Source organism: Pseudenhygromyxa sp. WMMC2535 (assembly GCF_011083025.2).
Genome location: NZ_JABJWV010000001.1, coordinates 668,147 through 680,700, shown reverse-complemented (window position 1 = coordinate 680,700; position 12,554 = coordinate 668,147). Strand labels below are relative to the sequence as shown.

General features: G+C 71.5%; 8 protein-coding genes. 4 read left to right on the top strand and 4 right to left on the bottom strand.

Annotated features, from left to right (window positions below; genetic code table 11):
- Nucleotides 1–251: 251 nt before the first annotated feature.
- A complete protein-coding gene (locus G6O69_RS02500) occupies nucleotides 252–1,127 on the bottom strand; it encodes a hypothetical protein (RefSeq protein ID WP_172301923.1) in 876 nt (291 codons plus the stop codon).
- Nucleotides 1,128–1,130: 3 nt separating this feature from the next.
- Nucleotides 1,131–1,691, bottom strand: a complete 561-nt coding sequence (locus G6O69_RS02495) for a hypothetical protein (protein ID WP_172301922.1) — start codon at nucleotides 1,689–1,691, stop codon at nucleotides 1,131–1,133.
- A 169-nt stretch (nucleotides 1,692–1,860) separates the two neighbouring features.
- Here G6O69_RS02495 and G6O69_RS41855 point away from each other — a divergent pair, with 169 nt between their 5' ends.
- From G6O69_RS41855 to G6O69_RS02475, 4 genes are all read left to right on the top strand, one after another.
- Nucleotides 1,861–2,955 (top strand): AAA family ATPase, encoded by a 1,095-nt coding sequence (locus tag G6O69_RS41855; RefSeq protein ID WP_172301921.1) that lies wholly within the window; start codon nucleotides 1,861–1,863, stop codon nucleotides 2,953–2,955.
- Nucleotides 2,956–2,983: 28 nt separating this feature from the next.
- On the top strand, nucleotides 2,984–3,544 hold the full coding sequence (locus G6O69_RS02485) for a hypothetical protein (protein WP_172301920.1): 561 nt from the start codon (nucleotides 2,984–2,986) through the stop codon (nucleotides 3,542–3,544).
- 40 nt (nucleotides 3,545–3,584) lie between these two features.
- The gene (locus tag G6O69_RS02480; protein ID WP_172301919.1) at nucleotides 3,585–5,882 is read left to right on the top strand and encodes a hypothetical protein; all 2,298 of its coding nucleotides are present in this window, start codon (nucleotides 3,585–3,587) and stop codon (nucleotides 5,880–5,882) included.
- Between the two features lie 72 nt (nucleotides 5,883–5,954).
- Nucleotides 5,955–7,607: a fumarate hydratase gene (locus G6O69_RS02475; RefSeq protein ID WP_172301918.1), complete on the top strand. Its 1,653-nt coding sequence runs from the start codon at nucleotides 5,955–5,957 to the stop codon at nucleotides 7,605–7,607.
- A gap of 643 nt (nucleotides 7,608–8,250) precedes the next feature.
- Here the strand turns inward: G6O69_RS02475 and G6O69_RS02470 are convergent.
- Both G6O69_RS02470 and G6O69_RS02465 read right to left on the bottom strand, forming a co-directional pair.
- Nucleotides 8,251–11,580, bottom strand: coding sequence for a type 2 lanthipeptide synthetase LanM family protein (locus G6O69_RS02470; protein WP_217909758.1), 3,330 nt, complete (start codon nucleotides 11,578–11,580; stop codon nucleotides 8,251–8,253).
- Entirely contained in the window at nucleotides 11,565–12,551 is a 987-nt protein-coding gene (locus G6O69_RS02465; protein ID WP_172301916.1) for a hypothetical protein, read from the bottom strand. The genes G6O69_RS02470 and G6O69_RS02465 overlap by 16 nt, the downstream gene beginning before the upstream one ends.
- Nucleotides 12,552–12,554 lie beyond the last annotated feature (3 nt).

The following is a 12,554-nucleotide window of genomic DNA, read 5'->3' as shown; positions in this document are numbered from 1 at the left end:
ATCACTGTGGTGCGAATGGCGACAGTCCCATTCGCGAGGATGGGGGGCGGCCGTCAGGTACAGTCCTGCGGGTGGGAATGGGCGAAACGAGGGGTCCCGCGGCATGTTTTCTAGCGCAGAACGAGGGCCGTGGCTGCTTTTATGGCGACTTCAGTCAGGTCGACGAATGCCAAATGCTCGGAGCCAATGACGCGAGTCCATTTTTACGCAGTTTCCAGGCTCGCCATGTTACACGCGCGAGCCGGGGCGCGTCAGGACCACTTTATCGCAGGCAGTCCAGAGACCGGTTCTGCCCGCGGCGCGCCGCCGGCCTTGCTCGCGCGCTCGACCTGCGCGCTGGCGAGTTCGCGCTGGAGCGAGGCGAGGCGAGACAGCAATGACTGGTTGGTCTGGTTGAGGGTTTGGAGGAGGGCGCCGGACAGGCCGTGGCCTCCGCGGACCGCGGCGTAGAGATCATCGAACACGCGCGCGAGCGCGGGCTCGATCTCGTCGGCGGCGTCGAGGTCGGGATCGCGCTGTGTTCGGCGCTCGGGGTTGATCGCGGCGACGCCATCGGCGACGCGCTCGGTGGGGACGCCCAGCCAGGTCAGCAGCTCGGGCAGCAGCGCCTCGGGCCGCTCGACCAGCTGATCGTAGGCCTGCAAGCGCGCGGGGTAGCGGCGCAAGCTGAGGTCGCGGACGAGGGCGAAGTTCTCCATCCACCACTCGAAGGCCGGCGGGAAGCGGAAGGGGTCCTTCGAGTCGGGCAGCTTGGCGCGGCGGGCCGCGTCCTCGAGGGCGTAGAGCCGGCGCAGCGAGCTCACGTACTCTCGCCACGGGCGGATGTTGGCGACGAGCTTGGTGATGTAGGCGCGCTCGCTACGGATGACCCCGGGGATGAAGACCTTGACCGCGTAGCCCTCGACGTGCTCGGGCAAGAAGTACTCGCCGGTCAGCGGGTGGGGGTTGGTGCGGTAGTAGATGCCCTGGCGCAGCAGGCTCTCGTAGAAGCCGTCGGGGTTGGCCTCGTGCAGGCTGCTTCGCCAGTTGCGCGGGAAGGCCTCGCCGAGGACCGGCACGCCCGCGGCGCGCAGGACCTGCATCCACATCGAGGTCCCGCTGCGCTTGGTCCCGGAGACGAGGATCATCGCTCAGGCCGAGCAGGCGTCCTCGAGGTCGCCATGCTCGCCGTTGCAGGGCCCGGCCCCGGCCTCGAGCTGCTGACAGTTGAGCCCGGAGAGACAGGCCATGTACTCCTCGAAGGCGCCGAGGCAGTCGATCCCGTACTGGCTGTAGTAGGCGAAGTTCACCGCGCAGTAGTTGTAGCCGTCCTCGAGGTACTGCGAGCCGTAGCACTCGGCGATCAGGTCCGCGTAGCCGTTGCAGATCACCGGGTCGCCGTAGGTGTCGGCCGTGGTCTCGGTGGTGTCGGTCTCGGTGGTGTCGGTCTCGGTCGAGGACTCGGCGGTGTCGGTCTCGGTCGAGGACTCGGTCGAAGACTCGGTGGTGTCGGTCTCGGTCGAGGACTCGGTGGTGTCGGTCTCGGTCGACGATTCGCTCGAGGACTCGCTGTCCGTCGTGGTCGATCCGATCTCGTCGCCGCCGTCGGTGGTGTCGTCCTCGCCGCCTTCGCCTCCGCCGGAGTCCGAACAGGCCAAGCTCATGGGTGCAGCGGCGAGCAGGAAGAGGAGGTTTCGCGTGCTCTCATGCATGCTTGGAACTAGATTAGCAGCGCAGGGACCGGCGCAAATCATCAAATTTCGTAGTTGGGATCGCGTCTTCGTGTCGCGTCATCGCCGCGCGAAGTAGTGAAGCGGCGTGGGCCCTGCTAGCCTTCGGCCGCACGAGCGCCACTTCGTGCCCGATCGAGCCGAGCCAACCGTGACCGACGCAAACTCGAACCCGCCGAGCCAACCTTCGAGCCCGTCCGCGGATCCAGTCGCGAGCGACTTCGATCAGAGCGAGCACATCACGCACACCCTCGCGCCGCCGATCACGGACGTCGCTGGGGCCTACGGCGTGGTCCAGCGCGTCCGTGATCGCCTGCGCCTGGCCGTGCGTGGCCGCGACAACGAGATCGAGCTGATCATCATCGCGTTGCTCGCGGACGGCCACGTGCTGCTCGAGGATTACCCCGGATCGGGCAAGACCACGCTGGCCAAGGCCCTCGGTGACTCGATCATCGACGACCAGCCCCATGACGACATCGTCACAATTCGCCGGATCCAATTCACGCCGGATCTGCTGCCGAGTGACGTCACGGGCACGACGATCTTCGACCCCAACACCAACCGCTTCTTCTTCCGCCCCGGGCCGATCTTCGCCCACGTGGTCCTGGCCGACGAGATCAACCGGACCTCGCCCAAGGTCCAGTCGGCGCTGCTCGAGGCCATGGCCGAGAAGCAGACCACCGTCGACAACCGCACGCGCAAGCTCGACGAGCTGTTCTTCGTCATCGCCACGCAAAACCCCCTCGACCTCGCGGGCACCTTTCCGCTGCCCAGCGCTCAGCTCGATCGCTTCTTGTTCAAGATCATCATGAAGCACATCGATCGCCAGGCCGAGCTCGAGGTCCTGGCGAGCATCAAGAGCCGCCGCGACGGGGCCGGCCGCGACCTGCCCCGGGTCACGCGCACGGAGATCATCGACGCGCGCCGGGTCGTCGAGTCGCAGATCTTCGTCCACGACGCGATCCGCGAGGCCCTGGTCGACATCGCCAACGCCACGCGCAGTCACGAGCAGGTGCTCCAGGGCGTCTCGACCCGCGCGCTGGTCCTGATGATCCCCGCGCTCCAGGCCCGGGCCATGTCGCAGCAGCGCACCTACGTCAGCGCCGACGACGTCGAGGCGCTGAGCTACCTGGTGTTCACCCACCGCCTCGAGTGCGCGCCCGGAGCCGAGAGCGTCGAGGCTATCATCCGCGAGTGCAGCGCCGACGCCCTCGAGACCCTGGCTCGCAAGACCTTGAGCGCCTGAGCGCGTTGTTCGAACCCGATGGACGCCCGTGAGCACGACCGCCGATCGCCGCCGCCTCCTCGCCGGGCGCGCCTCCGTGGCCGTGGCCGTGGCTCTGGTGCTGATCGGCGCGCTGCGCTTTTTGACCGACACGCTCCACGAGATGAACCCGAACTACTGGCGGGCGCTCTCGGGCACGCCCTTGCGCTACCTGGTGCGCGCGCCCAGCGACGGGAGCGTGGCCGGCTGGCTCAACGCCCAGTGCTTCAAGCTGCTGGCCATGCCCACGGGCTTGGCCCTGGTCTGGCTGGGCTTTCGCTTCGGCTCGGGGACCCTCGAGGACAAGCGCGAGCGCTTCGTGGATCCGGTGATCCGCGGCGTGTGGCTGGGCAGCTTCCTGGCCGGGTTCACGCTGATCGAGCTCGAGAAGCAGTTTCACATGCTGGGCATGGGCACGATGCTGCTCGAAGGCGAGCGGCCGTGGCTCAACCACCTGCTGCATCTGATCGGCTTTGGCCTGGCGTGGGGGCTGGGCTCGCTGCTGGCCTTCGAGCCGCTGCGCCAGTCGGAGATCGATCTCGAGCGCGAGCTCGAGGAGCTGGGCACATGAAGCGGTCGAGCGGGTCGAGCTGGTGCGGGGGAGGGGCGTCGTGAGGGCCTGGCGTGCGCGCTGGCAGCTTCGCCGCGAGCGCGAAGACCAGGCCGCGGGCAAGGTGGTGCGCGCGACAGTCGTGCGCGCGACAGTCGTGCGCGCGACTGTCGTGCGCGCGGCGGGGGGTCGACGGCGGCGGCGGATCCTCGCCACGCCGGCGCTGGTCCTGGCCTTCGGCGCCGGCCTGGTCCTCGCTCAAGACCCGATCGTCGGGGCCCCGGTGGGCCTCGGTCAGCCCCGGGACTTCGCGCGGACCGCCGCCGAGGACGAGGTCTGGGTGCTCTACCAGGACGACAAGCTGCTCACGGCGCGGCGCAAGGTCGAGGCGCTGCTCGAGGACGAGCCCGACTCGATCGTCGGGCACTACGTGTTCGGGCAGATCCTGCGCCGGGCGGAGGCCTCGCTGCCCCGGGCCATGAAGGAGCTCGGCCGGGCCCGCGAGCTCTACGAGCGCCGCTACCAGCCCACGGTCGTCAACGTGTCCGAGACCCCCTGGCTGCTCCACCGCGAGATCCTCTACGCGGCCCAGGCCACCGCCGGCGAGCTCGAGCGCCACGAGTATCAGCTCCAGCTCCTCGACTATCACGACTCGCTCTACGACCCGCGGCTGACCGCCGAGCACGCCTGGCCGCTGATGCTCCTCGGTCGCTTCGACGAGGCCCGCAAGTACGCCGAGAAGGCCACGGACAGCCCCGACGCCTTCCAGCGCTCCTTGGGTCGCAACGCCCTGTGCGCCATCGAGGGCGAGGCTGGGGCCCGAGGGGCGCGCTTCGACGCCTGCCTGGCCGCCTACGAGCAGGCGGCGGAGGCCGCCCGCGGCGACGATCCCCTGGCGCGCCCCGACGAGCTCAACTCGGTCACGGTCCACGCCTACAACGCCGCGCTCGCGGCCCTGGGCGTGCTGCGCCCCGACGAGGCCGAGCGCCTGGCCCAGGCCGGGGCGACCCGTGTCGAGTTCACCCCCGCCAACCCCTGGCGCCTGCTCGTGCGCCTCTACATCGCCCAGGGCCGGGGCAACGAGGCCGTGGAGGCCCTGCGCGAGATGCAGGCCTGGCGGCGCAAGCAGCCGCCCAACCTCCGCGAGCAGGTCCGGGCCGAGAGCGACGTGGCCTTCGCCAGCTTGCTGCTCATCGCCGGCGACACCGAGACCGGCATGCGCGTCGTCGACCGGGCGATCATCAACCCCGATCGCCGCGGCCTGACCACCGCCTCGCGCGAGCAGACCCTGGGCGCCCACGCGCTGCTGCGCCGGGCGATGCGGCGGACCCACGCCGAGCGCGAGCGCGAGCGGGCGGTGTGGTCGGGCAGCGTCGAGGCCGTGGAGATCCGCGCCGCGGGGGCGCAGCGCCAGGTCGATAGCTGGGCCGACGCCGAGCGCATCCGCAGCGTCGGCCACGACAGCGAGGTCCTCTACCGCAGCTTTCGGCCCTATCTCTCCGGCGGCCTCGAGCCCGTGCCCAGCTGGCTGCTGGGGGACCTCATCGATGTCCTCGGCGCCGGGGTGACCGCGGTGATCCTCGAGGAGGTCCGCGTGCGTGAGGGCGAAGACGGCTCGGAGGAGCTCAGCGAGCAGTTCGAGCCCTATTTCCAGGGGGTCGAGGCCGAGCTCGCGCTGCGCGACGGCGACGAGGCGCGCGCGCTGGCGCTGGCCGAGGAGGCCCTCGACGGGTTGCCACAATTCGAGGCGTTGCTGCGCGCGCGGGTCGAGGCCGTGGCGGGCGAGGCCGCCCTCGCGCAGGGGGATCTCGAGGCCGCGCTCGGCTTCTTCGCCGCGGCCATGCAGCGCGACGCGGGCATCGCCCGCCGCCGCGGCCTGGCGCTCCCGGCCGAGCTCAGCGGCGAGGCCAGCGGCCCCGTGGCCGAGCGTGTGCGCGAGCTGCTGGAGAGCTCGCCGCGCTTCGACTTTGGCGGCCGAGGCTTCGGCGTACGCGTGAGCGGCTCGGGGCGGGCGATCGAGGTCTGCCTGCTCGCGCCCGAGGGCGAGGTGCTCAGCTGCGCCGAGACCCCGCCGGAGCCCGAGGCCGATGCGCCAGGCGAGGGCGCAGGCGCAGACGCAGACGCAGACAATGCGGGTGAGGCTGGCGATGAGAGCAGCGAGCCCCCCGAGCCCCTCGATGATGACGACTACGCGGCGATGACCGCGGCGGCCTTCCACGAGCAGGCCTTCGCGATGCCCGTGGGCCTGTCGAACATCGACCTCGGCTCCCTCGACGGGACGGCGACGATCGCCGACGAGGCCGCGCGCGAGCGCATGCAGGGCCTGCTCGACAAGGTCCGCGCCGAGGCCGAAGACTGAGCCCAGCCGCGCTGTCTCGGCTCGGCGTCTCGCCTTGATCGCGCCACGCCCAGGGGCGATCCTCCCCCCGAGATGGCCGACTTCGCCTACGCCCCGCTGCTCCCCCTCGCCGAGGACGACACCCCCTATCAGCTGCTCACCCGCGACCACGTCGAGGTCGTCCAGTTCGGTGATCAGAAGATGCTGAAGGTCGACGCCGAGGGCCTGCGCCTGCTCGCCCGCGAGGCCATGAAGGCGATCGCCCACAAGCTGCGCCCCGGCCACCTCGCCCAGCTCGCCAAGATCCTCGACGACCCCGAGGCCACGGCCAACGATCGCTTCGTCGCCTACGACCTGCTGAAGAACGCGGTCATCGCCTCGGCCGGGGTGCTGCCGATGTGCCAGGACACGGGCACGGCGATCATCATGGGCAAGAAGGGTCAGCGAGTGTGGACCGGCGGCGGCGACGAGGCGGCCCTGGCCCACGGGATCTACGACACCTATACCCAGACCAACCTGCGCTACTCCCAGCTCGCGCCGCTGACGATGTATCAGGAGAAGAACACGCGCACCAACTTGCCGGCGCAGATCGAGCTCTACGCCGAGACCGACCCCAAGGTCGAGCTCGCCTACAAGTTCCTGTTCATGGCCAAGGGCGGCGGCTCGGCCAACAAGACCTACCTCTACCAGGAGACCAAGGCGCTGCTGAACCCCGAGAGCCTGCTGGCCTTCGTCGACGCCAAGATCCGCACGCTGGGCACGGCCGCCTGCCCGCCCTACCACCTGGCGCTGGTCGTCGGCGGGACCTCGGCCGAGCACAACCTCAAGACCGTCAAGCTGGCCTCGGCGCGCTACCTCGACACCCTGCCCAGCGAGGGCTCCGAGGCCGGCCACGGCTTCCGGGACCACGAGCTCGAGGCGCAGATCCTCGAGATCGCGCGCAAGACCGGGATCGGGGCCCAGTTCGGCGGCAAGTACTTCTGCCACGACGTCCGCGTGATCCGCCTGCCTCGCCACGGCGCGAGCTGCCCCGTGGGCCTGGGGGTGTCCTGCTCCGCCGACCGCCAGGCCAAGGCCAAGATCACCGCCGACGGCATCTTCCTCGAGCAGCTCGAGGCCGACCCGGCCAAGTACCTGCCCCAGGTCGACGAGTCGGCCCTGTCCGCCGACGTGGTCCGCATCGACCTCGACGCCCTGAGCATGGACCAGCTGCGCGCCGAGCTGTCCAAGTACCCGATCAAGACGCGCCTGTCCCTGAGCGGCACGATCATCGTGGCTCGCGACATCGCCCACGCCAAGCTCAAGGAGCGCCTCGACCAAGATGGCGAGCTCCCCGGCTACTTCCGCGACCACATCGTCTACTACGCCGGCCCAGCCAAGACCCCCGAGGGCATGGCGAGCGGCTCCTTCGGCCCGACCACGGCCGCGCGCATGGACCCCTACGTGCCGCTCTTCCAGCCCCACGGCGGCTCCATGGTCATGCTCGCCAAGGGCAACCGCTCGCGCCAGGTCACCGATAGCTGCAAGCGAAACGGCGGGTTCTACCTGGGCAGCATCGGCGGCCCCGCGGCGCGCCTGGCCCAGGACTGCATCAAGAAGGTCGAGGTGCTCGAGTACCCCGAGCTCGGCATGGAGGCGATCTGGAAGATCCGCGTCGAGGACTTCCCGGCCTTCATCGTCGTCGACGACAAGGGCAACGACTTCTTCGCGGGGATCTCCGGGCACAGCTTGCCCGTGACCAAGTAGCGACGAGCGCTGGGCTCGAACATGCGAGCGGGCCAGCAGGGAGACTGCTGGCCCGCATTCGCGACGGCGCCACGAAGCTGCTCACAGCGAGCTCGGGTGCGCCTTCACGGCTCTACCCTCGAGCACGGCGTACGCGTCCGTGAAGGCTCCTGGACCAAGAAGGTAGCTTTGAGCGTGTGACGCCTTCCACGAGTGGACGCAGAGACCCTCTCCCTGACAGCCGCGGCCACGGGTGTGCGAGAGGAGCAGAACCGATTGCCACTGACCTCGGTGTACTCGGCTCTGGCGAATGCGCCCATTGTGGGGACAGATTCCTCCCATCGGTGTCGCTGATTTGGAGTAGACGAACCACCACGGTGAGGAGGATGGCCATACCCTCGAGCTCTCACCGACAACCTCCCGCTCCGGGCGCTCGACACCGCAGTGTATGGAATCCGCGCTGCGTCCCATGTGGGCACTGTCGGCGGCGTGTAGGTCATCCAAACGGACAAGAAGAGCTCGCGCATACAGCTCATCCATTGCGCGCCCACATGTGGACGCAGAGAACCTCTCCCTGCCCCCACAGACGAGAGCTCAATCACGGTTGGAACCACGACCGGCGCCCGTCAACCGATTCTATCGATCCCGCGCTCGATCCCGCCGCTCAGGGGCTCGACGCGAGCAGGCCCAGCGAGGGCAGGCGCGCGGGCTCGAGCTGGCGCAGGAAGTGCCAGCCGATCCCCGACAACCCACGGAACAGCCCGGCGTGCTCGCTGCTGCGGTGCGGTCGCCGAGCCAGGGCCCAGGCCCCGCGGGCCTCGGCCCGCTCGCACATCGCCCCGGCGATCTCGCGGGCTCGCTCGACCAGGGCCGCCTCGCCGAGCGAGCGCCCGGCGTCGAGCAAGAACTCGGCCCGCCCGACGTTGCCGCAGCAGAAGTGGTCGAGGGAGCCAAAGCCGTGGCGCGCCGTGGTCTGGAGCGCGGCCATGAGCTCCTCGCCGCGGTGGGGCTCGTCGGCGGGGATCCGCAGGCGGACCATGCCGATGCCCGGGGCGCCGTTGCACCACGCGTGCATGAACGAAGGCCCGCCGGCGGGGACGTCGGGGCGGACGTCCTCCCAGTTGCCCTGCGCCGGGTGATAGAGGGTGCGCTCGAAGGCCAGGGCCTCGCGGGCGGCGGCGGCGAAGCGGGCCTCGCCGGTCTCGGCGGCGAGGCGATGCAGCGCCCAGGCGGTCCCGCTGGCCCCGTGGGCCAGCCCCGAGAGCCGCTGCCCCGAGGGGATCGGCCACGAGCGCGGCTCGCCGGTCCGCGCCGCCAGCAGCTGCTCGCCGCAGCGGCGCGCGAGGGCGAGGAAGTCCTGCTCCGGCCGCAGGCCGTGGACCTCGAGCAACACCAAGATCGCCCCGGCTGCGCCGCTGGACAGATCGTAGTGGCGATCCGCCTCGATGCTGGCCTGGTCGATGCGCCCGAGCACGGCGACGGCGTCGTCGAGCAGGGCCTCGTCTTCGAGCAAGCGCCCGGTCCAGGCCAGGCCGTAGGCCGTCGAGGCCAGGCCCATGACGCCGCCGAGGTTGCTCGGGATCAGGCTGGTCTCGCTCGCCGAGCCCATCGAGGGCCGCGCCGGACGCAGCGCGGCGAGGGCCAGGTCGCGGGCCTCCGCGTCGTCGAGCATGACCGAGGCCGCCGCGAGATAGAGCGCGACCCCGGCGACGCCGCTGTAGAGGCTCGCGGCCATGGGGTAGAGGCGAAAGGCGCTGCTGCCCTCGGAGACGTCGACGCTGAGCCAGGTCGCCGACCCGTCGGCGCCGCGGGTGGCCAGCTCCTTGACCCGCGCGGTGATCTGCGCGGCGGCGCGGCGCAGCTGCTCGTCGCTCGCCGCTCGGGCCTGCTCGTGCTCGTGCTCGTGCGCGTGGCCGTGGCCGTGGCTGTGCTCGTGCTCGTGCTCGTGCTCGTGCCCCTTGCCCTTGCCGACGGGCGCCGCGCCCTGGGGCGCCGGCGCGGGCCTGACCGCATCGCGGGCGTCGAAGGAGCCGCGGATGAAGCCGACCTGCTCGGCGATGTTCGCCTCGCTCAGCGCGGCGACGCGGCCGAGAGAGAGCTCGAAGCCCGAGCAGGTCCAGTCGACCTGCCAGCAGCGGGCGTCGGCGTCGGCCCGGAGTTCGAAGCGGGGGATGTCGAGGCCCTCGAGGGCGGCGAGCTCGGCCTCGACCATGGTCCAGCCGGCGACGCGCTCCTCGGCGCTGATGCTGGGGTTGCCGAGGGGTCGGGCCATCGAGTCCAGGGCGATCGAACGCCCGGCCCCGCTGCGCATCGCCTCGGGCACCAAGGAGCGCTGCCGGGCGTGCTCGTAGACCGGGGTCCCGCGCAGCAGCACCCGCACGGGCACCTCGCCGAAGGCGCGCAGCGGCCCCTGCTTTGCGAGCAGGGCCTCGCGTTGTGCGAGCAGGAAGCGGGCGGTGGCCTCGAAGCCGGCGACGAGCGCCTCGACGTGCTCCTCGGCCCGAGCGAAGCGCTCGCCCGCTGCTCCCTCGACATAGGGCACGTTGCGCTGCGGCGGGAGCTCGACCCGCAGCGCCTCGCGCCCGGCCTCGTCGGTGTTGCGGCGCTGGGGCACCCGGGCCTCGATCGTCGTCCGCAGCGATCCGCCGGGCCCGATCCCACCGCTCTCGTAGCCGCCCCCGGCGGGCACCGGCGACCAGTGGGGCAACAGCGAAGTGCCGATCACCGAGTGGCTGATCCGCCGCCCGAGCCGGGTCCAGGCGTCGTCGTCGGCGTGCTCGGGGGCCCAGGCCGGGTGCATCAGGGTCTCGACGTCGACGAGCACCGGATCGGCCCCGACGGCGATGAGGTTCTCGCGGTGGCAGTCGTTGCCGGCGAGCAGGTGAACGAGGCACAACAGCGCCCCGGCCCGGCGGTAGAAGTCGGCGAACTCGTCGACGCTGGCGCAGGGCGTCGCCCGGGCGAACTCGACCCAGCCGTGGCCCGGGCGAGCCAGGACCCGCAACCCGCGGAGCGAAACCGGAGCCCCGCGGGCCCGCAGCCACTCGAGCAGCCCGGCCCAGCGCGCCTCGATCGCGACGTCGCGCGGCTTGTAGACGATCTGGTGATCCCCGCCGAAGGACAGTATGCCCACGGTGCGGCCGCCGTGGTGGCGATCGGACATGTCGGCCTGCAGCGCCTCGACCGGCGGCAGCGCCCCGGCGATCCCGAGCATGTCGGCGAGCGCGGGGGCGTCGGCCTCGAGCTGCTCGAGCAGCGCCCGGTTGCTGGCGATCCAGTCCTCGACCAGCCGGCCCCAGCAGCGCGGGAGCGCGGCGTAGCGCTCGGCGATCCCCATCAGACCCTGGCCGCGGTGGAGGGCGACGAAGCGCTCGTAGAGCGCGGTCGAGCCCGGGTTGCTCGCGAGCTGGAGCAGGCGCTCGACCGACGAGCGCGCGCGGGCGCGGAAGATCGTGAACTCCAGGCTCAGGGTCGGATCCGAGACCTCCGAGAGCCGCCACAGGAGCTGGCGCTCGAGCTGCGTCCAGGCCAGCGGCGAGAGCAGGGCGACGCGCTCACCGAGCTGCGCCCGCAGGCGCTCGCTCGCGGCGGCGGCGATCGGGGCCAGCAGCTCGGCGAAGGGGATCGGGACCTCGAAGTCGAGGGCGGCCGGGCGCCCGCGCGGGGCCTCGCGCGCGTAGCTCTCGAGCACCCTCGTCGCGGCCTCGGCCCAGGGCAGGGGCTCCGTCGACGCCGGGCGCACCGGGCCGAGCAAGGCCCGCAGCTGCGCCGGGCTGCGGCCGGTGTCGGCGATCCGCTTGGCCCAGCGATCCTCGTGCTCACCGGCGACCAGCGAGCGCCAGCTCTGCCACAGCGCCTCGCCATGATCGGGGGCGCGCGCCTCCGAACTCGCCTCCTGCTGGGGAACCGGCTCGACCAACCCGGCGAGGCGCTCGCTCAGGCTCGCCGCCTCACTCGCCCGCCATCGCGGCTCGCCGTTCATGTCGTCGACCATCCTCGTTGCACTCCAAAGTAGATCTTGGCCCCGCGCAGCGTGGGGCCCTCGAGCACGAGCTTGACGTGGTGAAGCAGGTAATCCTGACGCAGGATCCGATCGTGCATGAGCCCGACGGCGGCCGGCGAGGCCTCGCGCTGAGGCCAGCGCATCAGCGCCCGCAGCTGCGCCGGTGTGCACAGCTCGTCGTCGACCAGCGCCTGCAGCAGCCCATCCCAGCGCTGAAGCGGCACCGCGGCCTGGGCCCCGCCGTAGCCGAGCTCGAGGCCGAGGCGGGCCCCGACCCGGCCGCCGCCGACGTCGACGGCCAGGGAAAATTGGCTGACGTGCTCGCCGTAGCGCCGGCACAGCTGGGCCAGGAGCTCGCGCTGTCGAGCGTCGTCGAGGCGCGCGAGCAGGGCCGCGAAGTCGTCGCGCGTGCGAGCGCACAGGCACAGCCGCAGCCCCGGCCGTGAGCGCCCGAGCATCCAGCCGACCTGAAACAGCTCGACGCCGGGGAGCGGCGCGGCCAGGCGGGCGAGGGCCTCGGCCTCGGGCCCGGGCAAGGGCGCGCCGAGGGCCAGCGCGCTCGCCTGCGCCGCCGCGTCGAGGCGCGCCTCGCCGCGGGGCGAGACGAAGATCGAAGCTCGGCGACCGCCGCGGCTGAGGTCGTACTCGAGCCACAGCAGATCGAGGCGCCCGACCAGCGGCGAGTCCTCGGACTCGGCGGCCGCGAGCAGCGAACGCAGCGGCGCCCCGCCCTGCCCCGCCGCGACCAAGGCCCGGGCCACTCGCTGCCCCGGGCGCACGCACAGCGCGAGATCGAGGCCGGCGGGGCCAGGCCCCAACCAGCGCTCGAAGCCCGCGGCCTGCACCTGCGGCAGGCCGCGGGCGAAGCCGTCGATCGCGTCGAGCTCATCCGCGGAGCTCAACTGCGGGATCAGCTTCGCCCGCGCCGAGGCGAGCATGTCCGCGAGGGTCGCAGCGGTCACGCA

Coding starts and splice junctions, on each gene's coding strand:
- G6O69_RS02475 (WP_172301918.1), top strand. CDS start 5,955: ATGGCCGACTTCGCCTACGCCCCGCTGCTCCCCCTCGCCGAGGACGAC.
- G6O69_RS02500 (WP_172301923.1), bottom strand. CDS start 1,127: ATGATCCTCGTCTCCGGGACCAAGCGCAGCGGGACCTCGATGTGGATG.
- G6O69_RS02495 (WP_172301922.1), bottom strand. CDS start 1,691: ATGCATGAGAGCACGCGAAACCTCCTCTTCCTGCTCGCCGCTGCACCC.
- G6O69_RS02470 (WP_217909758.1), bottom strand. CDS start 11,580: ATGGTCGACGACATGAACGGCGAGCCGCGATGGCGGGCGAGTGAGGCG.